Annotated in this window: 20 protein-coding genes; 15 read left to right on the top strand and 5 right to left on the bottom strand. The window is 64.2% G+C overall.

Going from position 1 to position 23345, the window contains the following annotated elements:
* Window positions 1-12: 12 nt before the first annotated feature.
* Window positions 13-885: a methyltransferase domain-containing protein gene (locus LB545_RS22315; RefSeq protein ID WP_140500917.1), complete on the bottom strand. Its 873-nt coding sequence runs from the start codon at window positions 883-885 to the stop codon at window positions 13-15.
* A 66-nt stretch (window positions 886-951) separates the two neighbouring features.
* Between LB545_RS22315 and LB545_RS22310 the strand changes: the two genes are divergently transcribed.
* From LB545_RS22310 to LB545_RS22295, 4 genes are read left to right on the top strand one after another with little or no spacing between them, the layout of a single operon-like run.
* Window positions 952-1752 (top strand): ComF family protein, encoded by an 801-nt coding sequence (locus LB545_RS22310; protein ID WP_224705887.1) that lies wholly within the window; start codon window positions 952-954, stop codon window positions 1750-1752.
* Between the two features lie 27 nt (window positions 1753-1779).
* Entirely contained in the window at window positions 1780-2049 is a 270-nt protein-coding gene (gene grxC / locus LB545_RS22305) for a glutaredoxin 3 (protein ID WP_140500918.1), read from the top strand.
* Between the two features lie 10 nt (window positions 2050-2059).
* Entirely contained in the window at window positions 2060-2920 is an 861-nt protein-coding gene (locus tag LB545_RS22300) for a carbon-nitrogen hydrolase family protein (protein WP_140500919.1), read from the top strand.
* Window positions 2917-3342, top strand: a complete 426-nt coding sequence (locus LB545_RS22295) for a DUF1178 family protein (RefSeq protein ID WP_140500920.1) — start codon at window positions 2917-2919, stop codon at window positions 3340-3342. Before LB545_RS22300 ends, LB545_RS22295 begins: the two co-directional genes overlap by 4 nt.
* 4 nt (window positions 3343-3346) lie before the next feature.
* Here LB545_RS22295 and LB545_RS22290 read toward each other — a convergent pair whose 3' ends face one another.
* Window positions 3347-3832 carry a MarR family winged helix-turn-helix transcriptional regulator gene (locus tag LB545_RS22290; RefSeq protein WP_140500921.1) on the bottom strand — a complete coding sequence of 162 codons (486 nt, stop codon included), beginning with the start codon at window positions 3830-3832 and terminating at the stop codon, window positions 3347-3349.
* A gap of 98 nt (window positions 3833-3930) precedes the next feature.
* Between LB545_RS22290 and LB545_RS22285 the strand changes: the two genes are divergently transcribed.
* Window positions 3931-4845 carry a DMT family transporter gene (locus tag LB545_RS22285; protein ID WP_140513841.1) on the top strand — a complete coding sequence of 305 codons (915 nt, stop codon included), beginning with the start codon at window positions 3931-3933 and terminating at the stop codon, window positions 4843-4845.
* 6 nt (window positions 4846-4851) lie between these two features.
* On the opposite strand, the gene ubiG is transcribed toward LB545_RS22285, so the two are convergent.
* A complete protein-coding gene (gene ubiG / locus LB545_RS22280) occupies window positions 4852-5601 on the bottom strand; it encodes a bifunctional 2-polyprenyl-6-hydroxyphenol methylase/3-demethylubiquinol 3-O-methyltransferase UbiG (RefSeq protein ID WP_140500923.1) in 750 nt (249 codons plus the stop codon).
* Between the two features lie 217 nt (window positions 5602-5818).
* On the opposite strand from ubiG, the gene LB545_RS22275 reads away from it, so the two are divergent.
* From LB545_RS22275 to LB545_RS22235, 9 genes are all read left to right on the top strand, one after another.
* A complete protein-coding gene (locus LB545_RS22275) occupies window positions 5819-6385 on the top strand; it encodes a putative glycolipid-binding domain-containing protein (protein ID WP_224705865.1) in 567 nt (188 codons plus the stop codon).
* A gap of 208 nt (window positions 6386-6593) precedes the next feature.
* A complete protein-coding gene (locus LB545_RS22270; RefSeq protein WP_140500924.1) occupies window positions 6594-7847 on the top strand; it encodes an aspartate kinase in 1254 nt (417 codons plus the stop codon).
* 80 nt (window positions 7848-7927) lie between these two features.
* The gene (ptsP, locus tag LB545_RS22265; RefSeq protein WP_140525455.1) at window positions 7928-10198 is read left to right on the top strand and encodes a phosphoenolpyruvate--protein phosphotransferase; all 2271 of its coding nucleotides are present in this window, start codon (window positions 7928-7930) and stop codon (window positions 10196-10198) included.
* A gap of 10 nt (window positions 10199-10208) precedes the next feature.
* Window positions 10209-11288, top strand: a complete 1080-nt coding sequence (gene prfA / locus LB545_RS22260; RefSeq protein ID WP_140500926.1) for a peptide chain release factor 1 — start codon at window positions 10209-10211, stop codon at window positions 11286-11288.
* Window positions 11281-12153, top strand: a complete 873-nt coding sequence (gene prmC / locus LB545_RS22255; RefSeq protein ID WP_140633236.1) for a peptide chain release factor N(5)-glutamine methyltransferase — start codon at window positions 11281-11283, stop codon at window positions 12151-12153. The genes prfA and prmC overlap by 8 nt, the downstream gene beginning before the upstream one ends.
* A 304-nt stretch (window positions 12154-12457) precedes the next feature.
* Window positions 12458-13399, top strand: coding sequence for a DUF4167 domain-containing protein (locus LB545_RS22250; RefSeq protein ID WP_140560200.1), 942 nt, complete (start codon window positions 12458-12460; stop codon window positions 13397-13399).
* A 219-nt stretch (window positions 13400-13618) separates the two neighbouring features.
* Window positions 13619-16225 carry an ATP-dependent chaperone ClpB gene (gene clpB, locus LB545_RS22245; RefSeq protein WP_140565946.1) on the top strand — a complete coding sequence of 869 codons (2607 nt, stop codon included), beginning with the start codon at window positions 13619-13621 and terminating at the stop codon, window positions 16223-16225.
* 61 nt (window positions 16226-16286) lie between these two features.
* Window positions 16287-16646, top strand: coding sequence for an MmcQ/YjbR family DNA-binding protein (locus LB545_RS22240; protein WP_224705864.1), 360 nt, complete (start codon window positions 16287-16289; stop codon window positions 16644-16646).
* A gap of 256 nt (window positions 16647-16902) precedes the next feature.
* Entirely contained in the window at window positions 16903-18390 is a 1488-nt protein-coding gene (locus LB545_RS22235; RefSeq protein ID WP_224705863.1) for a L,D-transpeptidase family protein, read from the top strand.
* A 113-nt stretch (window positions 18391-18503) separates the two neighbouring features.
* Here LB545_RS22235 and LB545_RS22230 read toward each other — a convergent pair whose 3' ends face one another.
* Window positions 18504-19136 carry a TMEM175 family protein gene (locus LB545_RS22230; protein WP_140879507.1) on the bottom strand — a complete coding sequence of 211 codons (633 nt, stop codon included), beginning with the start codon at window positions 19134-19136 and terminating at the stop codon, window positions 18504-18506.
* Window positions 19137-19319: 183 nt separating this feature from the next.
* Between LB545_RS22230 and LB545_RS22225 the strand changes: the two genes are divergently transcribed.
* Window positions 19320-20873 carry an MFS transporter gene (locus LB545_RS22225; protein ID WP_140513831.1) on the top strand — a complete coding sequence of 518 codons (1554 nt, stop codon included), beginning with the start codon at window positions 19320-19322 and terminating at the stop codon, window positions 20871-20873.
* A 17-nt stretch (window positions 20874-20890) separates the two neighbouring features.
* Here LB545_RS22225 and LB545_RS22220 read toward each other — a convergent pair whose 3' ends face one another.
* On the bottom strand, window positions 20891-22861 hold the full coding sequence (locus LB545_RS22220; protein WP_181165386.1) for a M23 family metallopeptidase: 1971 nt from the start codon (window positions 22859-22861) through the stop codon (window positions 20891-20893).
* Window positions 22862-23345: the final 484 nt, after the last annotated feature.

Below are 23345 nucleotides of genomic sequence, written 5' to 3'. Positions count from 1 at the left end.
CCGCGGACACTGTCATTGCCCCTTGGGCTGCTCCAACACAGTCTTCAGCGAGATCTTGGCCGAACCCGGCTTGAGCGGCTTTTGCTGCGATGCATCGGGCGCCCAGCCGGACATCCAGACCATCGAAAAGCTTGCGCGGATGCGGCCGTCGGGATCCGAAAACCGCTCGGCGTAGATTTGCGCGGCGCGGGCGAACAGCTGGCGTGTGCCCGGCCGCCGGCTGCGATCGGCAAGCGCGCTGGTTTCGCCCATGGCGCGCAAATCGGCCATCAGGTTGAAAAGACTGTCATAGCGCACCGTCACCGTCTCGACATCGGCGACCGGCAGAGCGAGGCCGGCGCGCTGCAGCAGCGCTCCCGCGTCGCGAACGTCGGTGAACGGAATGACGCGCGGGCTGGCGCCGCCGTGAAGCTCGGTCTCGGCCGCCAGCAGGCTTTCACGCAATTCGCCGAGCGTGCCGGCGCCGGCGAAGGCGCCGAGGAAAAGCCCGTCCGGACGCAGCGCACGGCGGATCTGCACCAGCATGCCGGGAATGTCGTTCATGGCCTGCAACGAAAGAAGCGACACCGCCAGGTCGAGGCTTTGCGGCTCGAAGGGCACGGTTTCCAGCGGCGCGACCATGCCGGCGGAATCGCCCAGGAAAGCCGCATCCGCCTCGACACGGACGATGTCCGCCACCTTGCCGCTCGCGGCGAGGATGTCGGCTGCGGCCGACGTCTGGCAAAACAGCACCGCTGCCTTGCTAAACCTGCGCTCCACGGCACCCAGCCGGTCGGCAAGATCGTCGGCACTGCGCCGCATCAGGAAGTCCGCGCCGCCGACCGGATGATCGAGCGCGCGCCGCTTGTGCGCCAGCCACAGTGAGGTGTCCATTATCGGCAGCAAACGGGCAGATCCTTTGTTTGTCCATTCCCCGATGGAGTTGATATAGTGGCGCACAGCACCCACCACGTGGCCGATCCCATGCCCAAGATCAAGCCTCTGGACATCAGGAACCTTGCACGGTCGGCGGCGAACTGGCCGGCGCGCATCCTGTTCCCGCCTGTCTGCGCCGGCTGCCGCAGGCATGTCTCGCAGCCCGGCGTTCTGTGCGGCGCCTGCTGGCCGAAGTTGCGCCTCCTGGAGCGGCCCTGGTGCCCGGTGATGGGCACGCCGTTCACCCACCATATGGGCGAGGGCTTTCTGTCCGCCGAGGCGAGCGCCGATCCGCCGCCCTTCGAGCGGGCGCGGGCGGCCGTCGCGTATTCCGGCGTCGCCCGCCAGATGGTGCAGGGGCTGAAGTACCAGGATCGCACCGACCTGGCGCCGTGGATGGCGCGCTGGATGCTGCGCGCGGGCGCCGACCTCATTGCCGAGGCGGATGTGGTGGTGCCGGTGCCGCTGCACTGGCGCCGCTTCTTCAGGCGGCGGTTCAACCAGTCGGCGGAATTGGCGAGGGCGGTCTGCGAGCTCAGCGGCCTGTCTTTCGCACCCTCGGCCATGCGGCGTGTCAAGCTCACGCGCCAGCAGGTCGGGCTGGAGCGCAAGGACCGCGAGGAGAATGTGCGGGCCGCCTTTCGCGTGCCTGCCGAAGCGGAAATCGAGATCGCCGGCCGCCGCGTGCTTTTGATCGACGACGTCTACACCACGGGTGCCACGGTTCGCGCCGCCAGCAAGGCGCTGAAAAAAGCAGGGGCCGGCGCCGTCGATGTGCTGACCTTCGCACGCGTGCTGCCGGGGGACTTTCGGGCCGACGAGTCCACGACTATATAAGTCGGCAACAAACAGTGGAAATTCGTCATGGTCGACGTCACCATCTATACACGCATGATGTGCGGCTACTGCACGGCCGCCAAGCGGCTGCTCGAGCGCAAGGGCATCGCCTATACGGAGCATGACGCGTCGTTTTCACCGGAACTGCGCCAGGAGATGATTTCGCGCGCCCATGGCCGCACAACCTTTCCGCAGATTTTCGTCGGCGACACGCATGTCGGCGGCTGCGACGACCTCCACGAGCTGGAGGCGCAAGGCCGACTGGACAAGTTGCTCGCCAATGGCTCGACGAATTGAGGATATGACGATGGGTGTTTTCAAGGCGGCCGCGATCCAGATGCGTTCGGGGGAGAGGCCAGAGCGCAACGCAATCGAGCTCGAGCGCCTGGTGCGCGAGGCAGCCGGCCAGGGGGCCACCTACATCCAGACACCGGAAATGACCGGAGCGCTGGTGCGTGACAAGAAGGCCGCGTCTTTCACCTCAGAGGACAAGGACATCATCGTCGGGACCGCCCGCCGACTGGCCCGCGAACTTGGCGTCCACCTGCATATCGGCTCGACCGCCATCCTGCGCGCCGACGGCAAGCTCGCCAACCGGGCGCTGCTGTTCGGCCCGGACGGCGCCACGCTCGCCTCCTATGACAAGATCCATATGTTCGACGTCGATCTCGACAATGGCGAGAGCTGGCGCGAATCCGCGACCTACGAGCCCGGCACGGAGGCGGTCGTCACGACCATCGAAGGCGCCAAGCTGGGCTTTGCCGTCTGTTATGACCTGCGGTTTCCGCAACTGTTCCGCGCCGAGGCGCTGGCCGGCGCCGACCTGCTTTCCGTGCCCGCCGCCTTCACCCGCCAAACCGGCGAGGCGCATTGGCACGTGCTGCTCAGGGCCCGCGCCATCGAGAACGGCGCCTATGTCGTGGCCGCTGCGCAAGGCGGCCTTCACGAGGACGGCCGCGAAACCTATGGCCATTCGCTGATCGTCGATCCGTGGGGCCGCGTCATCGCGGAGGCGGCGCACAATGAGCCGGCGGTGATCGTCGCCGAGATCGACCCGGCGCAGTCGCTGGCGGCGCGCAAGAAGATCCCCAATCTGAAAAATGCGCGGGATTTCGCTGTCAATGCCGGTTCGTCCGAGACATCGCGTCTCAGGGGAGCGGCCTCTTGATCCGCTTCTCCCTGATCTGCGAAAACGAGCACGAGTTCGAGGGCTGGTTCCGCAGCAATGACGATTTCGACACGCAGAAGAAGCGTGGCTTCGTCGATTGCCCGAGCTGCGGCTCGCACAAGGTGGAGAAAGCCCTGATGGCGCCGGCCGTGTCGACGGCGCGCAAGCAGGAAACGATAGCGCTCGCCATGGGCGAGGCGCAGAAGCAGGCGCTGGCGCAACTGAAGGCAATGGCCGAGAAGGTTCGCGAGAATGCCGATTACGTCGGCGACAAATTCGCCGAGGAAGCGCGCAAGATCCATTTCGGCGAGACCGACCCGCGCGGCATCTATGGCGAGGCGACGCTGGAGGAGGCCAAGAGCCTGGCCGAGGACGGCGTCGAGTTCATGCCGATCCCGGTGTTTCCGGAGGATCGGAACTGAGCGGTCAGCTTACGCTGCCGATCAATTTTTCAAGCAGGCGCGAAAGCGTTTCCCGTTCGGCTTGCGTCAGGCCGGAAAGAATCTCGTGCTCGTTGGCGACGTGGGCAGCAATGGCCTCGTCGATCAAAGCGAGGCCTTTTTCAGTCAGCCGCACGACGATGCCGCGCCGGTCGTTGGGATGCGGACCACGCACGATCAACCCTGAGGTTTCGAGCCGGTCGAGCCGGTTGGTCATGGCGCCCGAGGTCACCATCGTCGCCTCGTAAAGGGCGGTCGGGGTCAGCGCGTAGGGCGCGCCCGAGCGGCGCAACGTGGCCAGCACGTCGAATTCGCCGGCCTGCAATCCATAGCGCGCAAACAACGGCGCGAGGCGCTCGCGGGCAATCAGCGAGGATGCTTCATTCAACCGCCCGATCACGCCCATCGGCGAGACGTCAAGGTCCGGCCTCTCCCTGTTCCATTGTTCGATCGCCTTTGCCGCCCTGTCCATCTATTCTGCCATGTATCTTGACGTTAAGAATCTTTTCGTTATCTTATCGGAAAATGAAGTGGCGGCCAAGTGCCGGCGACGATGACGAGGACCATCAGATGAAATTTCTCTGGGATTCGGCGCTTGGCCTGCTGGTCGTGACGGGCGCCCTGCTTGGCCTGACGCTGCCGTTCGGCAAGCTTGCGACCGCCGCCGGCGTTCCGGCCATGGTCTGGGCCTTCGTCATCTCGCTCGGTGCCGGCGGCGTGCTGTTGCTGGCTCTCCTGCTGCGTGGCGAGCGCATCAAGCTTACGGCGCGCAAGCTGCGCTATTTCTTCGTCACGGCGGCGGTGTCCTATGCCTTTCCCAACCTCTTGATGTTTTCGGCCATCCCGCATCTCGGCGCGGGATATACGGGCATCATGTTCACGCTATCGCCGGTGATCACGCTCGTGTTCTCGATCTTGCTTGGCGTTCGGCGCCCCAACCTGCTCGGCGTCATCGGCATTGCGGTCGGCTTCATCGGTGCGGTCATGGTCGCGCTTACACGCGGCGAAGCTGGCCAACCGGCCGATTATTTCTGGGTAACGATCGGATTGCTGATCCCGGTCAGCCTTGCCGCGGGCAACATCTACCGCACCGTCGACTGGCCCGAAGGAACCGGCCCGATCGAGCTTGCCGTGGGCAGCCATCTGGCGTCGGCGACCTTGCTTCTCCTCGGCATCCTGACGCTTTTCGGCTGGCAAGCGTTTGTTCCGCTGGGCGCGGTACCGCCTGTGGTCGTCGCGCAGATGGCGTCGGCTTCGGCAATGTTTGCCTTCTTCTTCCGGCTGCAGGCGGTGGGCGGCCCGGTCTATCTCAGCCAGATCGGCTATGTGGCGGCGGCCGTCGGGCTGTTCGCGGGCACGATCTTCCTCGGCGAGCACTATCAACTGCTGACCTGGGCAGGCGCTGTCATCATCACGGCCGGCGTGTTTATCACCACCAAGGCGCAAAGCGGGACCAGCGCGAGGGCGCAGAGTCAGGCGGCGTGAGCCGGTTCAGACCGTGCCCTTTTCCGCCAGCACCATATAGTTGACGTCCATGTCTTTCGACCGCTGCCAGCGGTCGGCGAGCGGGTGGTAGACGACGCCGGTGCGGTCGATGACGGTCAGGCCGGCGCCGCCGAGCGCCTTTTCCAGCTCTTCCGGGCGCACCAGCTTGCCGAACTGATGAGTGCCGCGCGGCAGCCAGCGCAGCACATATTCGGCGCCGATGATGGCCAGCCCTAGCGCCTTCAGCGTGCGGTTGATCGTGGCCACGAACATGATGCCGCCGGGCTTGACCATCTCGCCGCATTTGGCGACGAACAGGTCGATGTCGGCGACATGCTCGACCACTTCCATATTGAGGATAACGTCGAATTTTTCGCCGGCGTCGGCCAGGTCCTCGGCCGTGGTGGCGCGGTAGTCGATCGGCACGCCGACTTCGGCGGCGTGCAATTTGGCCACTTCGATATTGGTGGCGGAAGCATCGGCGCCGACCACTTCGGCGCCAAGCCGCGCCATCGGCTCGCACAGCAGGCCGCCGCCGCAACCGATGTCGAGAAAGCGCAGGCCCTCGAATGGCCGTGCCGCGCGCGGATCGCGGCCGAAGCGCGTTGCCACCTGGTCGCGTATGTAGGCAAGCCGGATGGGGTTGAACTTGTGCAGCGGCCGGAACTTGCCGTTTGGGTTCCACCATTCGGCGGCAAGGGCGGAAAAGCGCTCCACTTCTCCGGCATCGATCGTCGATCGTCGGGGCTCTGGCATCGATTGGTCTCCTCGGACGCTAGCAAGTCGGGCGTGGGGGAGGGAAAGTCAAGGCTGCATTTTCGCCTGCTGACAGTGCGAGGCCGGCACCGCCGACAAGCGCCCTGTATTGCCGGCGGCGCTCTGTCAGGACGTGTCAGCTCAGGGCATCTCGGCCGAAACAAAATCGCGGCGGTGTGCGAAAAAGGGAAGATCGTGTTGAAAAAAGGAGATGGCCGTGGCTCAGACCGCATCGATCCTTTGGCGCAGGCTCGACTTTGAAGGTCACGATTCCTGCATGCTCTCGCAGCGGCCCAGTGGGCACGGCCTGAAGGGGCAGGCCATCTTCCTGCAAGACGACAGGCCGTGTTGCATCGCCTACGAGGTGGATTGCGATGCCGGCTGGCACACGCGCTCGGCACGGGTCGAGGGCTTTCTCGGCCCGCAAGAGCTTTCCCTGGGGATCGAACGCCGCGCCGACGGCTCCTGGGCGCTGAATGGCGAGCCGCAGCCGGAGGTGGCCGGCCTGATAGACGTCGATCTCGGCTTCACGCCGGCTTCGAACCTCCTGGCGATCCGCCGGTTCGCGCTCGCCGTCGGCGAAGCGACGCCCGCGCCGGCCGCCTATCTGGCCTTTCCCGGGCTCAGAATGACGCGGATCGAGCAGACCTACCGGCGCCTCGACCCGGCCCGCTACGCCTATGCCGCGCCGGCATTCGGCTATGAGGCGGTTCTGGAGGTCTCTCCACTCGGCTTCGTGCTCGACTATCCACATTTGTGGAAAAGCATCGTGCGCCTGGGCTGACGCCCGTCGCCGTGTGAGCCTTGCCGGTTGGGCCCTGCGCAAAATGAAGTTACCGTTCAGCCCGCGCGGCGCTCTTCTTATGAGCCGTCGCTTGCGAAGCCTGGATGTTTTGGCTAAGGAGGCCGCGCATTCAGCGGCCGGCGCCAGCCGGGCGCTTTCCTCGGTTTTTCGGCGCAGAGCCGGCTTCAGTCAAAGGCATTTCGCTTCCATGGCGCGCATCGTGATGAAATTCGGCGGAACCTCCGTCGCCGACATCGCCCGCATCCGCAATGTGGCGCGTCACGTCAAACGGGAGGTCGATGCCGGCCACGAGGTGGCGGTGGTGGTCTCGGCGATGGCCGGCAAGACCAACGAACTGGTCGGCTGGACGCGCGAGGCCTCGCCGATGCACGACGCGCGCGAATATGATGCCGTGGTTGCGTCCGGCGAGCAGGTGACGGCAGGCCTCCTGGCGATCACCTTGCAGAACATGGGCGTGCACGCCCGCTCCTGGCAGGGCTGGCAGATCCCGATCAAGACCGACAACGCGCATGGCGCGGCACGCATCCTCGACATCGACGGCGCTTTCCTGGTCAAACGCTTCGGCGAGGGCCAGGTGGCCGTCATCGCAGGTTTCCAGGGCATCGGACCGGACAACCGCATCGCAACGCTTGGTCGTGGCGGCTCCGACACCAGCGCGGTGGCGATCGCGGCCTCCGTCAAAGCCGACCGCTGCGACATCTATACCGACGTCGACGGCGTCTACACCACCGATCCACGCATCGAGCCCAAGGCGCGGCGGCTGGCCAAGATATCGTTCGAGGAAATGCTTGAAATGGCCTCGCTCGGCGCCAAGGTTCTGCAGGTGCGATCGGTCGAGCTTGCCATGGTGCACAGGGTGCGTACCTTCGTGCGGTCGTCCTTCGACGATCCCGACGCGCCCGGAATGGGGGATTTGCTCAATCCGCCCGGAACGCTTATTTGCGACGAGGAAGAAATCGTGGAACAGCAGGTCGTCACCGGAATTGCCTATGCCAAGGACGAGGCGCAGATTTCGCTGCGCCGTGTCGGCGACCGGCCGGGCGTTGCCGCCGGCATCTTCGGGCCGCTGGCCGAGGCCAACATCAACGTAGACATGATCGTCCAGAACATTTCCGAGGACGGCAAGCTTACCGACATGACCTTCACGGTGCCCTCCGGAGACGTGGACAAAGCGCTGGCCGTGCTCGACCGGCTGAAGGCCGATGTCGGCTACGACGTCGTGCAGTCGGAAGCCGGCATGTCGAAGGTCTCGGTCATCGGCATCGGCATGAGAAGCCATGCCGGCGTTGCCGCCACCGCCTTCAAGGCGCTGGCCGACAAGGCGATCAACATCCGCGCCATCACCACCTCCGAGATCAAGATTTCGATACTGATCGACGGTCCTTACACGGAACTCGCGGTTCGCACTTTGCATTCCGTCTACGGTCTGGATAAGCAGTAGCAGACTGAATCAGTTGTTGCGTGCGTGCCGGCGGCGGCCGAAACTGCGCCGGCAAGAAGCCTATTGGAGAAGAAGCCGCGATGCGTGACCCGGCCAGTGGCCCGCGCGTTCTGCTGAAACGGCTCCGCGAGCTCATGCAGGAGCCGCTGGAGCCGCAGGAGCGGCTCGACCGCATCGTGCGCGACATCGCCTCCAACATGGTCGCCGAAGTGTGCTCGCTCTATGTGCTGCGCGCCGATTCCGTGCTCGAACTCTACGCCACCGAAGGCCTGAACCCGAACGCGGTGCACCTGGCGCAGCTCAGGCTGGGGCAAGGCCTGGTCGGCACGATTGCCGCCAGCGCGCGGCCGCTCAACCTTTCCAATGCGCAGGAACATCCGGCCTTCGCTTACCTGCCGGAAACCGGGGAAGAGATCTACAATTCCTTCCTCGGCGTGCCGGTGCTCAGGGCAGGGCGCACGCTGGGCGTGCTGGTGGTGCAAAACAAAACCATGCGCCATTACCGCGACGACGAGGTCGAGGCGCTGGAAACCACCGCAATGGTGATCGCCGAGATGATCGCCACCGGCGATCTGGCGCGGCTGACGCGGCCCGGCCTCGAGCTCGACCTGCGCCGCCCGGTCAGCTTCACCGGCCTGTCCTTCAACGAGGGCGTCGGACTCGGTCATGTCGTGCTGCACGAGCCGCGCATCGTCGTCACCAACCTGTTCAACGAGGACAGCGAAGAGGAAGTCCGCCGGCTCGAGGCATCGCTCGGCTCGCTCAGGCTTTCCATCGACGACATGCTCGAGCGCCGCGACGTCGCCTTCGAGGGCGAACATCGCCAGGTGCTGGAAGCCTACCGCATGTTCGCCAACGACCGCGGCTGGGTCCGGCGGCTGGAAGAGGCGATCCGCAACGGCCTGACGGCGGAAGCTGCGGTCGAAAAGGTGCAGAGCGACATGCGCGCGCGCATGCTGCACATGACCGATCCTTATCTGCGCGAGCGGATGAGCGATTTCGACGATCTCGCCAACCGGCTTCTGCGCCAGCTGATGGGACGCGGGCCTGACGATGTCGCGGCCTCGCTGCCGAAGGATGCCATCATTGTCGCCCGCTCGATGGGCGCCGCCGAACTGCTCGACTACCCCCGGGACAAATTGCGCGGACTGGTGCTCGAGGATGGCGCCGCCACCAGCCACGTCGTCATCGTCGCGCGCGCCATGGGCATTCCCGTCGCCGGGCAGATGAAGGGCGCCGTTTCCATGGCGGAAAACGGCGATGCCATCATCGTCGACGGCGAGGAAGGCGCGATCCATCTTCGTCCGCAGTCGGATCTCGAAGCCGCCTATGCCGAAAAGGTGCGGTTCCGGGCGCGCCGGCAGGAAGTCTACCGCGAACTGCGCAAGAAGCCGTCGGTGACCAAGGATGGCGTTGCGGTCGACCTTTTGATGAATGCCGGGCTTGCCGTCGACCTGCCGCAACTGGCCGAATCGGGTGCCGCCGGGATCGGCCTGTTCCGCACCGAATTGCAATTCATGGTCGCCTCGACCTTTCCCCGTGCCGAGGCGCAGGAGCGGCTCTACCGCGACGTGCTCGATGCCGCGCGCGGCAAGCCGGTCACCTTCCGCACCATCGACATCGGCGGCGACAAGGTGCTGCCCTATTTCAAAGGCGCCATCCAGGAAGAGAACCCGGCGCTCGGCTGGCGGGCGATCCGCCTGACGCTGGACCGTCCGGGATTGCTGCGCACCCAGATCCGCGCCCTGCTGAAAGCCTGCGGCGGGCGGGAGCTCAAGCTGATGCTGCCGATGGTCACCGAGCTCGGCGAGATCGCCCAGGCGCGCGAAATCATCGACCGCGAGGTGCGGCATCTGTCGCGCTTTGCCCATCATTTGCCGACCAGCCTCAAGCTCGGGGCAATGTTGGAGGTGCCGTCCCTCCTGTTCCAGCTTGACGAGTTGATGAAGGCGGTCGACTTCGTCTCGGTCGGCTCGAACGACCTGTTCCAGTTCGTGATGGCGGTCGACCGCGGCAACACGCAGCTTTCCGATCGCTTCGACACGTTGTCGACGCCGTTCCTGCGGGTGCTCAAGACCATCGCCGATGCCGGCGCCCGCAACCACACGCCCGTCACACTCTGCGGCGAACTCGCCGGCAAGCCGATCTCGGCAATGGCGCTGGTCGGCCTCGGTTTCCGTTCTATCTCGATGTCGCCCGCTTCGATCGGTCCGGTCAAGGCGATGCTGACCGAATTGCCGCTGGAGGCGTTGAAAGCGTTCTTCGACGACAATCTGATGGCGCCGGCCCAGGGGCTGCCGATGCGGGCGCTGCTGCAGGCCTTTGCCGACGACCGCTCAATTCCGTTATAGCACCTTTGCAATGATCTCCCTTCCCCGCGACCGCATGGATCAAGTCGTCAAGCGTTTCGAAATGCTCGAAGCGCAGATGTCGGCCGGCCCGGCGCCGGATGCCTATGTTAAGATGGCATCGGAATATGCCGAGCTCCAGGAGATGGTTGCCAAGGTCAGAGCCTTGCGCTCGGCCGAGCAGGAGCAGGCCGATCTCGAGGCGATGCTCGCCGACAAGGGCACCGATGCCGAGATGCGGGCTCTCGCCGAGGCCGACCTGCCAGAGGTCGATGAGCGCATCGAAGCGTTGCAGAAGGACATCCAGATCCTGCTCTTGCCCAGGGATGCGGCCGACGACAAGAACGCCATCCTGGAAATCCGCGCCGGCACCGGCGGCGACGAGGCAGCATTGTTCGCCGGCGACCTGTTTCGCATGTATGAGCGCTATGCCGCTTCGCGCGGCTGGCGGTTCGAGACGGTATCGGCCAGCGAGGGCGATGCCGGCGGCTATAAGGAAATCATCGCCACGGTTTCCGGCAAGGGGGTTTTCGCGCATCTGAAATTCGAGTCCGGCGTCCACCGGGTGCAGCGCGTGCCCGCGACCGAGGCCAGCGGACGCATTCACACCTCGGCGGCGACGGTAGCCGTGCTGCCGGAGGCGGAGGAAGTCGACATCGACATCCGGGCCGAAGACATCCGCATCGACACGATGCGCGCGTCGGGCTCGGGCGGCCAGCACGTCAACACCACCGATTCGGCAGTGCGCATCACCCATTTGCCGACCGGCATCATGGTGGTGCAGGCGGAGAAATCGCAGCACCAGAACCGGGCCAAGGCCATGCAGATCCTGCGGGCCCGGCTCTACGACCTGGAACGCAGCAAGGCCGATGAGGAGCGCTCGGAATCGCGCAAGTCGCAGGTCGGCTCCGGCGACCGCTCGGAACGCATCCGCACCTACAATTTTCCGCAAGGCCGCGTCACCGATCATCGCATCAACCTGACGCTCTACAAGCTCGACCGGGTGATGATGGGCGAACTCGACGAAGTCATCGACGCTCTGATCGCCGATCACCAGTCGAAGCTGCTCGCCGATATCGGTCTTGATGGCTGATCCTTTGCCCCAGGCGCTGGGGCCGCTGCTGCGGGCAGCGCGAGCGCGCCTGGCCGCGGTCGATGATCCCGCGCTCGATGCAAGACTGATCGTGGAGCACTTTTCAGGTACGACCCGCACGCAGGCCATTGCCGATCCCGAACATGCGGTCGATGCCGCCGCTCTTGTCCAGATCGACCGCGCCTTGAGGCGCCGCGCGGGCGGCGAGCCCGTGCACCGCATCCTGGGCTATCGGGAGTTCTACGGGTTGCGGCTGTCGCTGTCGCCGGAAACGCTGGAGCCGCGGCCCGACACCGAAACGCTGGTCGAGGCCATACTGCCCTTTGTCAGGGCAACCGTCATGCGCGAGGGCGAGTGCCGCATCCTCGATCTGGGAACCGGCAGCGGAGCCATCGCGCTGGCGCTGCTCAGCGCCGTGCCGGCAGCGATTGCCACCGGGGTCGACTTCTCGGAAGGGGCGTTGAGGACGGCAACGCGCAATGCCGCGCAATTGGGGCTTGGCGACCGGTTCACGGCGCTGCTGTCCGACTGGTTTGAAAAAGTTTCTGGTCGATACCATGTAATTGTCGCAAACCCTCCCTATATACGATCGGAGGACATCGGAAATCTGCAGGATGAAGTCCGGGATTTCGACCCGCGCCTGGCCCTGGATGGCGGCGCGGATGGGTTGGCCCCTTACAGGGTCATCGCCGCTGAGGCGGCTAAGTTTCTAGAAGCCGGAAGCAGGATTGCGGTCGAGATCGGCTACACACAGCACATCGAGGTCACCGCTATATTTCGCTCGTCCGGCTATGCGGTCGCTGGTGCGTTCGGCGACCTCGGCGGAAACGACAGGGTTCTTGTCTTTCAACGGGGAAAGCCTTGACGCAGTGCGAAAAAAACCGCTTGGCAATGCCGGGGAATGCGGCTAGGGTCGCGTTAACCGGATGAGACGAAGCAGGCAGTGCTCTTAGCGATTCGGTTTTCCTTGGAAATAGCTGCCTTCTTGCGCAAACGACGCCCAAGCTTCGTGCGGGAATCGTCCGGCAAGTGATGTAACCGGAACAGGATGGCACGTGGCGCCAACGCAATTGATGCGGGCGAACGCCGGTGAAGAAACGAAACGGCTGGCTGCATGAGCGCCACCGTTCGTGAAGAGTTTTCGAAAATTTCAATATGAAGAGAGTCGAATGAGGCCACAACAGCAGAACAGGCGCATGCGCGGTCGCAACAACAATGGCGGCGGCGGCAACAACAACAATAACAACAACCGCAAGGGGCCAAATCCCCTGACGCGCAACTACGAGAGCAACGGCCCGGACGTGAAGATCCGTGGGTCTGCTCAGCAGATCGCTGAAAAGTACGCCACCCTTGCCCGTGATGCGCAAAGCTCCGGCGACCGGGTGATGGCGGAGAACTATCTCCAGCACGCCGAGCACTATAATCGCATCATTGCCGCCGCGCAGGCGCAGATGCCGATCCAGAACGTCCAGCAGAATCGCGACGAATTCGACGATGATGGCGATGAGGATCGCGACGAGTTCGACAATGCCGGCAACGCCGGCAACAACGTTGCGGATGCGCCGGTTCCGGTGATCAACCACGGCGCGGGTCCGCAGCCGGTTATCGAAGGCATGCCGGCCGAAGTCGCGCTGAACCGGGAAAACGGCCGCGATCGTGATAATCGCGATCGTGATAATAATGGCGGGCGCAACAGTGGCGGCCGCGACAACAATGGCGGACGCCATCGCGACCGCCGCCCCAATGGCGGCTATGGCCAGAACAGCCAGCGCGGCGATTATGGTTCGTCCGCCGAGCAGGGTGCCCAGCAGCAGCGCAACGAGACGGCCGAACAGGCCGAGGTCGCCACGCCAGCCGAATCCGCCGCGCCGGTCGAGCAGGCGGCGCCGCTGTTCGAGAACCTGTCGCCGGCCGGGCTCGCAGCCCAGGCCGAACTCAATGAGACGGCCGCGGAGACTAGTCCCAGCCGTCGTCCGAGGCGTCCGCGCCGCCCGCGCGGCAATGCCGACCAGATCACCAGCGGCAACGACAATGCCGACGCTGGCGAGGTGGTCGCGGCGCCGACGGACAATGGCAACGCCGACACCGCGGTCGCCGACATCGACAACTGAGCGGCGACGCTTCCATGCATTGAACGGCGGAGAGAAATCTCCGCCGTTTTCGTTTTGCGCGGCCGTGGAATATTATGCTTTCGCAGCCATCGAGACGTCTTGAGGGTTCGCGGGTTGCGCACCATATCAGCCTCAACTGGATCCGGCTCTCACGGGCGGGTCCGTCACCGCAAACTGATCCGGTGCCGCAAAGCGGGCCGGTGATGGAAGGAGACAGGTATGAATCTCGAGAAATACTCGGAGCGCGTGCGCGGCTTCATCCAATCCGCGCAAACCATGGCGCTCTCGCGCAACCACCAGCAATTCACCCCCGAACATATCCTGAAAGTGCTCGTCGATGACGACGAGGGTCTGGCTGCGTCGCTCATCGAGCGCGCCGGCGGCAGCGTCCGCGACGTCAAGCTCGGCATCGAGACGGCACTCGAAGCGATGCCCAAGGTGGAGGGCGGCAACGGCCAGCTCTATCTGGCACAGCCGTTGGCCAAGGTGTTTTCGACAGCCGAGGAACTGGCCAAGAAGGCCGGTGACAGCTTCGTCACGGTCGAAAGGCTACTGACGGCGCTGGCGGTCGAGAAATCAGCCAAGACATCAGACATACTGGCCAAGGCCGGCGTCACCGCGCAGGCGCTCAACCAGGTGATCAACGACGTCCGCAAGGGCCGCACCGCCGATTCGGCGAATGCCGAACAGGGCTATGACGCGCTGAAGAAATACGCGCGCGATCTCACCGCCGATGCCCGCGCCGGCAAGCTCGATCCGGTCATCGGCCGCGACGACGAGATCCGCCGCACCATCCAGGTGCTGTCGCGCCGCACCAAGAACAATCCGGTGCTGATCGGCGAGCCGGGCGTCGGCAAGACGGCGATCGCCGAAGGCCTGGCGCTGCGCATCGTCAATGGCGACGTGCCGGAATCGCTGAAGGACAAGCAGCTGATGGCGCTCGACATGGGCGCGCTGATCGCCGGCGCCAAATATCGCGGTGAGTTCGAGGAGCGGCTGAAGGCCGTGCTTTCCGAGGTCACTGCCGCTGCTGGTGGCATCATCCTGTTCATCGACGAGATGCACACCCTGGTCGGCGCCGGCAAGGCGGACGGCGCCATGGACGCGTCCAACCTTCTGAAGCCGGCGCTGGCGCGCGGCGAACTGCACTGCGTCGGCGCCACCACGCTCGACGAATACCGCAAGCATGTGGAGAAGGATGCCGCACTCGCCCGCCGCTTCCAGCCGGTCTTCGTCGAGGAGCCGACGGTGGAGGACACGGTCTCGATCCTGCGCGGCCTGAAGGAGAAATACGAACAGCACCACAAGGTGCGCATTTCCGATTCGGCGCTGGTCGCGGCGGCGACGCTGTCCAACCGCTACATCGCCGACCGGTTCCTGCCGGACAAGGCGATCGACCTCGTCGACGAAGCCGCTTCGAGGCTTCGCATGCAGGTCGATTCCAAGCCCGAAGCGCTGGACGAGATCGACCGCCGCATCATGCAGCTCAAGATCGAGCGCGAAGCGCTGAAGGTCGAGAAGGACGAGGCTTCGAAGGACAGGCTTGCCCGGCTCGAGAAGGACCTCGCTAGCCTTGAGGAGGAATCGACCGAGATGACCTCGAAATGGCAGGCAGAGAAGCAGAAGCTCGGGCTCGCCGCCGATCTCAAGAAGCAGCTTGACGAGGCGCGCAACGAACTGGCCATCGCCCAGCGCAAGGGTGAGTTCCAGCGCGCCGGCGAGCTTGCCTATGGCAAGATCCCGGAACTGGAAAAGAAGCTGAAGGAAGCCGAGGCCCAGGACGGCAAGGCTGGCATGGTCGAGGAAGTGGTCACGCCCGATCATGTCGCCCACATCGTCTCGCGCTGGACCGGAATTCCGGTCGACAAGATGCTGGAAGGCGAGCGCGACAAGCTGTTGCGCATGGAAGACGAGATCGGCAAGCGCGTCGTCGGCCAGGGCGAGGCGGTGCAAGCGGTTTCCAAGGCAGTGCGGCGCGCTCGCGCCGGCCTGCAGGATCCGAACCGGCCGATCGGCTCGTTCATGTTCCTCGGCCCGACCGGCGTTGGCAAGACCGAACTGACCAAGGCGCTGGCGAACTTCCTGTTCGACGACGAGAGCGCGATGGTGCGCATCGACATGTCGGAGTTCATGGAGAAGCATTCGGTTGCCCGATTGATCGGCGCGCCTCCCGGCTATGTCGGTTATGAGGAAGGCGGCGCGCTAACCGAAGCGGTGCGGCGCCGGCCCTATCAGGTCGTGCTGTTCGATGAGATCGAGAAAGCGCATCCCGACGTGTTCAACGTGCTCCTGCAGGTGCTCGACGACGGCCGGCTCACCGATGGGCAGGGCCGCACGGTCGACTTCCGCAACACGCTGATCATCATGACGTCGAACCTCGGCGCCGAATACCTGGTCAATCTCCGAGAGGACCAGGATGTCGACCAGGTTCGCGACGAAGTGATGAACGTCGTCAAGGCGTCGTTCCGGCCGGAGTTCCTCAACCGCGTCGACGAGGTGATCCTGTTCCATCGGCTGCGCCGGCAGGATATGGGCCGCATCGTCGAAATCCAGCTCAAGCGGCTGGAGAACCTGCTGGTCGACCGCAAGATCACGCTGTCGCTGGACCAGGAGGCGATCGACTGGCTGGCATCCAAGGGTTACGACCCTGCCTATGGCGCGCGGCCGTTAAAGCGGGTGATGCAGAAAGACTTGCAGGATCCGCTGGCTGAGAAGATCCTGCTCGGCGAGATTCTCCACGGCTCGACCGTCAAGGTGACCGCCGGCTCCGACCGGCTGAATTTCCGTTCGAAGCCGACGGTCGTCGCGACCGAAGCGGCAGCATGATTGAACGCCGCGCGCCCAGGACGGGCGCGCGGCCTTTTCGCGTCTTTCGGCAGGAGCACGCATGACGCTGGACGACTATAACGGCTTCTGCGCCTCGCTGCCCGCCACATCGCATGTCGTCCAGTGGGGCGGCGCCCATGTCTGGAAGGTCGGCGCCAAGGTCTTTGCGATCGGCGGCTGGAGCGAGGGCCGCGACCCTTTCATCACCTTCAAATGTTCCGACATTGCCTATGATGTGCTGAAGGAGCAGCCGGGCTTGCGGCCCGCACCCTATCTTGCCTCGCGCGGCATGAAATGGATCCAGCGCCAGACAAGCAAGAGCAAGGATGATGGCGCGCTGAAGGACTACCTGCGCGAGAGCCATCGTCTTGTCGCCCTGAAGTTGACGAAGCAGGCGCGAAGGGAACTGGGACTTGCCTGAGGCTAAAGCGCGTCACGTTCGACGGATTCAGGCGACGCGCTTTAGCTCTTGGTTCTATGCATGTCGTTCGCCCCAAACCGGGCCGCTTTTGGACGATATGCATTTAGCTGATATTCGTCGAGGCGCCGGAAAACCGCCATCTTCATGCCCGGTTCATATTGGAACCTTATGGTCGGGCGGTGGTTCGCTGGCGAAGGATTCGCTACGCGCGAAAGCCGCCTGCGACGGCAATTACGGACCGGAGAGTTTGCCCACGATGTTGCGGACGATCTTCACCCTTTCGGCACTTGCGGCCGGACTGGCGTTTTCAAGCGCGTTCGCCGCGCCGACTGAGGACGCTTCGCCGCGGGTCGTCCGCCCCGCTGACGGCGGCATCCTGCTGGCCCAGGACGGCAATCTCGACATCTATTACGACGCCAGGGGGAACCGCGTCATCGTCGATGCGGACACGGGCAAGGTCGTCGCCATCCAACCGCCGCAGACCAGGCTCGACCGACGCGCGCTGCGCCGCGAGACACGGCTGCGCGAACTCGGCCGCGTTCCCGCCGACGACGACCGCTACTATCTCGACGATCCGGAAGACATGGCACGCTTCCGCCGCAGGCAGATGGAAGACGAAGGCCGGGTCATCGCGCCGCCCGTCCAGGGATATGATCCCTATGGCGACAATTCCGTCGAGGCCTACCCGCCGGCCCCCGGCGGCGACGGCGTCTACGACAACTATCCGGAAGCGCCCCAGCCGGCAACGCCGCCCTCCATCAAGCGCCAGCCGCTGAACGAGGCCTCGATAGAGCCGGTCGAGCCCACGGCTCCCGCCGCGCAGCCGGCGCCCGCAGACGAGGCGGGATTACCGCCGAAAGCAGGCGGCAAGACTGTGGTCGACCCGTCGCTTTCGCTCGGAGCACGCCAGGATGTCGCGGCTCTGCAGGTGCTGCTTGATCGCGGCGGCGCTTCGCCTGGCGTCATCGACGGGCGCTTCGGTTCGAATGTCGACAAGGCGCTGGCTGCCTACAACCAGATCACCGGCAGCAATCTGCGATCGACCGACGCCGTCGGCATTCAGGCGGCCCTTGCACAATCGGGCGGCGATGCCTTGGCCAACTACACGATCACGCCGGAGGATGCGGCCGGTCCCTATGTTGCGTCGATCCCGGAAGATTACAGCCAGAAGGCGCAGCTCGACCGCATGGGCTATACGTCCGTCACGGAAGCGCTTGCCGAGCGCTTCCACATGGACGAGAACTATCTCAAGGCGCTCAACCCGGAGGCCAATTTCAACCGTCCCGGAACGATCATCAAGGTTGCCAATTTCGGCAGACTGGTGTCGTCGCCGGTGGCTCGCATCGTCGCCGACAAGGGCAAGAAAGAGGTCTTTGCCTATGATACGGCGGGCAAGCTGGTCGCGGCCTATCCCGCCACCATCGGCTCGTCCGACACGCCGTCGCCGTCCGGCATTCATGCCGTGTCCCGTGTCGCGCTTGATCCGAACTACACCTACAACCCCAACATCAATTTCAAACAGGGCGAGAACAATAAGGTCCTGACCATTCCGCCCGGCCCGAATGGCCCCGTCGGCTCGGTGTGGATCGCGTTGGACAAGCCGACCTACGGCATCCATGGCACGCCGGATCCCTCGAAGATCGGCAAGACCGAAAGCCATGGTTGCGTGCGACTGACCAATTGGGATGCCCGCGAACTGGCCAAGCTGGTTTCGCCCGGCGTGACGGTGGAATTCGTCGACTGAGACGATGCGGCGTTCGTCGCTGGCTAGAGCGGTTCAGTGTTCGATGGACTTCCGAGCCGCTCCAGCGCTTCGCGCTTTTCCCGGGAAACCGCCACGTTTTTCCTGGAATTGCTCTACCCGATCATCCTGCGCAACCATTTCGCGCTCGGTGTCGCGGCATAAATCAGCTGCACCATGAGAATGAAGCCGACGCTGAGCAGCGGGGTGACCAGACAGAGCAGGGCGCCGACCGCCCACAGAAGCTGCGCCTTGACGATGCGAAGGTAGACTGTGCGTTTCGTTTCGAGGTCGACGTCATCCGCCAGAAAGCCATTTTTCTCCGCATAGCGCCAGCTGGCGATCAGGGTGACGCCGAGCATCAGCAGATTGAGCCAATAGACGGCGACCGCGGTTCTGAATTCGAGGAAGTCGGCCAGAAGATCGGTGGAGAACGGCAGCAGGGCAATAAAGGCGAGAAAACACAAATTGAGCGTTGCCAGCCGCCTGTCGGATCTGGTGATCAACCCATGCTGCGCCTGCTGGCCGAACCAGAAGATGGTCAGCGTCAGGAAGGAAAGCGAATAGGTCAGGAAGCGCGGCGCCAAGGCCAGAACAGCGTCGATGAGATCGCCTTCGGAATGGATCGCCTCGTGCGTCGGCACACGAATCTCCAGAACGATCAGGGTCAGCGCGATGGCGAAGACGCCGTCGGTCAGCCCGACGACGCGGTGGAGCCCGGACTGGGATGGTTCGAGCGGTCGCTTCATCGGTTTTCTCCCCTGCCTGATCGGCTCCCATTGGATGCCGCGTGAAAACTTAGCATGCCGGCGCTTGTTTGCACCTGCGTGGGCCGGCACCTGCCAATGCGGCCAGGTGGCTGCGCAGCTGGTTTCAACGACCGGGACCGCTGGCTGGTTGTTGCGCGCGCGCCGCGGGTTTATGCAGGTTGCATGCATTCACCGAGCAAAGCCGCTGCCGTCCCGCCACCGACCGCCAACGGTACGTTCTGCCCGCAGTCGCAGCGGCGTTATGTGCTGATCGCCGCGATCCTGGCTTCAGCGCTTGGTTTCATCGACGGTTCGATCCTTGCCATCGCCACGCCGGCAATCCGCGTCGATCTCGGCGCCAGCCTGGCGCAAGCGCAGTGGATATCCAATGCCTATGCGCTGACGCTTTCGGCGCTCATCCTTGCCGGCGGTGCTGCGGGCGACCGCTTCGGCCTGCGCCGCGCCTTCGTCGCCGGCATCGCGCTGTTCATCGCCGCTTCATTGGCCTGCGCGCTGGCGCCCAATCCGGCGGTGCTGATCGCGTTTCGCGCAATCCAGGGCGTCGGCGCGGCGATCATGGTGCCGGGCAGCCTTGCCATCATCGCCAAGGCCTATCCGAAAAAGGAGCGCGGCCGCGCAATCGGCATCTGGGCCGCCGCTTCGGCGCTGACCACGGCACTCGGTCCGGTGCTGGGCGGTTTCGTGCTGTCGACCCTCGGCAATGGAATCTGGCGTGCGATATTTGCCATCAACCTGCCGCTTGGGCTGGTTTCGATCTACCTGCTGCTCGCCAAGATCCCGGCGGATCGGCCGACCGAAAAGCGCAGCCTCGATCTTGGCGGCGCGGCGCTGGCGACACTGGCCTTCGGGTTGCTGGCCTACGGGCTGACGGCGATGAACGCGGAGGCTGCCGGATTCATGTCGGGTTCGGCAATCGTTGCCGGCGTGGTCCTGCTTTTCGTCTTCATTTTCTACGAGCGCCGGCAGCGCGAGCCGATGATCGATCTCAATCTGTTTCGCATCGGCGCCTTCGCCGGCGCCAATCTCGCGACCTTCTTCCTCTATTTCGCGCTGTCGGCCAATCTTTTCTACCTGCCCATGCTTTTGATCGCCGGCTGGGGGCTGAGCACGGCCGAGGTCGGCTTCATCTTCCTGCCGCTGTCTGCATTGATCGCACTGCTGTCTGGGCCTGTCGGCCAGTGGTCCGACCGGATCGGACCGCGTTTTCCGATCGCCAGCGGCAGTCTGGTGGTTGCCTTCGCCTTCGCCGGGCTTGGCTTGTTGACGCATGCCGGTATCCACAATTTCTGGACCGGAACATTTCCGCTGATGGCGCTGATGGGGTTCGGCATGGCGCTGGTGGTGTCGCCGCTGTCGACCGCGATCATGACGGCGGTGGAAGACAAGGATACGGGCGCGGCCTCCGGTATCAACAATGCCGTCTCGCGCATAGGCGGCCTGATAGCGGTTGCGGCTATGGGGTCGCTTGCCGCCTGGGTCTACGCGAAGGCCCTGGATGGCAGCGCCTTGCCCGGCGTGCCGGGGTTCGGTGAACCGGCGACGACCGGACTGGCCCCGGCTGTCGACGCCGCACGGCTTGCCGCCAGCGACGCCGCATTCTCGGCTGTTTCCTTTGTAACGGCGCTGCTTTGCCTGCTTTCGGCTGTCATCGCCTGGATGACGATTTCAGGCGAATCATTGCCATGGCGCCGGCCCGCCGAAAACCCTCGCGACTGACGGGTGGATCGAAGGAACTATCCTTCGATCTTGGCGCTCGCGACCTTCAGCGAATCACTGTCTTCCTGCTTCAGCAGGTCGTCGATGCGCTCGCGTTCACGCTTGAAGGCGACAAGGTCCTCGCCCTTCAGCACCTTGCCGACCGGCAGGCGGACGCGCATCGGATCGACCTTGGTGCCATTGACGATCAGCTCGTAGTGAAGATGCGGGCCGGTGGCGAGGCCGGTCTGGCCGAGATAGCCGATGGTCTGGCCTTGGCGGACGTGAACGCCCGGTTCGATGCCTTTGGCAAAAGCGCTCTGGTGATTGTAGGAGGTCTCATAGCCGTTGGCATGGCGAATGATGATCTGCTTGCCATAGCCGCCGGCCCAGCCGACCTTCTCGATGACGCCATTGCCCGCGGCGATGATCGGCGTGCCGATGGGGGCTGCCCAGTCGACGCCGGTATGCATGCGGACATAGCCGAGGATCGGGTGCCTGCGCGCGCCAAAGCCGGAGCGGAACTTTCCGGCCGGCAACGGATTGCGCAGCAGGAACTGCTGGGCGCTCGAGCCGTCCTCGTCGAAATAATCCGTGCTGCCGTCCTGCATCTGAAAACGGTAGAAATTGCGCGTCTGCCCGCCGAAGGTCGCCGAGACGTAAAGCAGTTCGGAATTGTCCGAGGTCTGGTCGTCGCCGTCGGGCTGCGAGAACAGCACTTCGAGACGGTCGGCCGGATTGAGGCGGGACTGGAAGTCGACATCGGAAGCCAACAGCTTGATGAGCCGCTGCGTCATGGCCTTGGACATGCCGTAGGAATAGGCGGCGCGGTAGATGCCGTCATAGACGTTGGGCAGGTTGCCGCGCACCACCACTGGCGCCGACGAATCATCGAACGCCGTCAGCAACTCCGGATTGGGCTCCGGTTCCTGCGCCGGCACATACTGGCCGCGATCGTCGAGCGCGATGGTGACGATATGCTGGGTCCGATCGTAGACGCTGGTGCGCACGACCTTGGCGGCGTCGCCATGGACCTCGAGACCAACACGCAGCACGGTTCCAGCCTTGAGCGCCGGGGCGTTCAAGAGCTTGGTGATCGCCTCGGCCATGCCGGCGGCGTCCTCGCCCGTATAGCCCGAATCTGCGAAGGCTTCCGTGATGGCGAGATCCTTGGTGAAAGGGATGATTTCCTCGGCGAAGGCCGGTGCCTGGTCATCGGCGTTGGCACGTGGCGCGACCGAAACGTTCTCCGGCACGATCCTGACGTCGTAGGAGCCGGCCATGCTCTCGGCAAAGGCCTCGCCAAATCGCTGCGGGTCGACATAGTGGAGCGAAGCGACCTGGACGGCGCCGTCGCTGAGATCGGTGCCGGCCTCGCGCACTACCTTTTCCACCTCATCGGCGGAAAGGTCGCTCTTTTCATCGAAGGAAGCCGTTTCAATGGGGAAGTCGACGGTCTTCAGGCTCATTTCGCTTTCGACCTTGGTGCCGTAGATCTGGCCCGGCGTAGCGGCGGCCGTCGCCGGTTGCGCCGATGCGTCGTCACCGTCGTCGCCGAACACCTGCATCGGATCGAAGGGCGGGTAGGGCCGGTTGGTAGTATGGCCGGCGGCCAGCGCCATCTTGATCTGCACGAAAGGCATGGTGTGGATGACATCGCGGTCGCCGACCTTGGTAACCATCGACACTTCCATGCGTCGACGGTCCTTGGCCTTGGCGATCTGGCGCGGCGCCACCAGCCTGGTGGTCTTGGCCATCTCGCCCGAATCGCCATTGCCGGCAAGGCCGATCAGTTCGGCGATCTCGGGTGGCGTCGCCAGTTGCTGGCGCCCGTCGAGGGCGGCGAACAGCGCCACGCCCATCAGCACGCTTGAGGTCACGCCGGTCAAGAATGTCCCCGACAGCCAGCGCGCGGAAACCTCGCGCCGGTCGGGTGGGCCACTGCGGCCGTCCGCGATAAGCGGCGGCTCGTTGCCGAGTTCGGCTATGACATCTTCCGTATCTGGCATCCAGAAAGGCTGCTTTTTCCCCGGGCGGAACGGCTTGTCGCTTTTGTTGTGGCCATGACATTTGCCTGTCACGGCAGGTTAAGTCAACGAAGCCTCGGGCCCCGGTCGAATTCCCCTCGCGCGCTTCTCTTATAGAGCGCTCTGCAAAGAGGGCGGCGTTTCCCTCTCTCGAGGGCTCATCGCACACCTCTATATGAGGCTCTTAAAAGAGGCACCGCGCCGCTGCGCTGCGCCCGCTTTGTTGGTTCTGGTGTCGAACGGCAATGCGGCGGCAATAGGGCTCCTTCGTGGCTGGATACTCCTTAGCGTCCTGTTCCCCAACGGCAGCCGGCTATCGACAAATCGGGCCTGAAATTTCTGTCGCAAAAAATTCAAAAACTTCTTGGATCGGTGTTGACAGTTTGTCGGGGTGGCGACTATATACGCCTCACGAACGAGGGCGGTGCGCCGCTGGCGACGAAGAAGTTTGCTTCTAAGACTGCCC

The organism is Mesorhizobium sp. BR1-1-6, from assembly GCF_020165355.1.
GTDB lineage: Bacteria > Pseudomonadota > Alphaproteobacteria > Rhizobiales > Rhizobiaceae > Mesorhizobium.
The sequence above is the reverse complement of the archived record's forward strand: the minus strand, read 5'-3'. Positions and strand labels throughout refer to the sequence as shown.

Bases quoted from the DNA above. Each gene is read 5' to 3' on its own strand.
- LB545_RS22285 (WP_140513841.1), top strand. From the start codon at position 3,931: ATGAAATTTCTCTGGGATTCGGCGCTTGGCCTGCTGGTCGTGACGGGC.
- LB545_RS22235 (WP_224705863.1), top strand. From the start codon at position 16,903: ATGTTGCGGACGATCTTCACCCTTTCGGCACTTGCGGCCGGACTGGCG.
- ptsP (WP_140525455.1), top strand. From the start codon at position 7,928: ATGCGTGACCCGGCCAGTGGCCCGCGCGTTCTGCTGAAACGGCTCCGC.
- LB545_RS22300 (WP_140500919.1), top strand. From the start codon at position 2,060: ATGGGTGTTTTCAAGGCGGCCGCGATCCAGATGCGTTCGGGGGAGAGG.
- prfA (WP_140500926.1), top strand. From the start codon at position 10,209: ATGATCTCCCTTCCCCGCGACCGCATGGATCAAGTCGTCAAGCGTTTC.
- LB545_RS22240 (WP_224705864.1), top strand. From the start codon at position 16,287: ATGACGCTGGACGACTATAACGGCTTCTGCGCCTCGCTGCCCGCCACA.
- LB545_RS22250 (WP_140560200.1), top strand. From the start codon at position 12,458: ATGAGGCCACAACAGCAGAACAGGCGCATGCGCGGTCGCAACAACAAT.
- LB545_RS22290 (WP_140500921.1), bottom strand. From the start codon at position 3,832: ATGGACAGGGCGGCAAAGGCGATCGAACAATGGAACAGGGAGAGGCCG.
- LB545_RS22225 (WP_140513831.1), top strand. From the start codon at position 19,320: ATGCATTCACCGAGCAAAGCCGCTGCCGTCCCGCCACCGACCGCCAAC.
- ubiG (WP_140500923.1), bottom strand. From the start codon at position 5,601: ATGCCAGAGCCCCGACGATCGACGATCGATGCCGGAGAAGTGGAGCGC.
- LB545_RS22220 (WP_181165386.1), bottom strand. From the start codon at position 22,861: ATGCCAGATACGGAAGATGTCATAGCCGAACTCGGCAACGAGCCGCCG.
- grxC (WP_140500918.1), top strand. From the start codon at position 1,780: ATGGTCGACGTCACCATCTATACACGCATGATGTGCGGCTACTGCACG.
- prmC (WP_140633236.1), top strand. From the start codon at position 11,281: ATGGCTGATCCTTTGCCCCAGGCGCTGGGGCCGCTGCTGCGGGCAGCG.
- LB545_RS22270 (WP_140500924.1), top strand. From the start codon at position 6,594: ATGGCGCGCATCGTGATGAAATTCGGCGGAACCTCCGTCGCCGACATC.
- clpB (WP_140565946.1), top strand. From the start codon at position 13,619: ATGAATCTCGAGAAATACTCGGAGCGCGTGCGCGGCTTCATCCAATCC.
- LB545_RS22230 (WP_140879507.1), bottom strand. From the start codon at position 19,136: ATGAAGCGACCGCTCGAACCATCCCAGTCCGGGCTCCACCGCGTCGTC.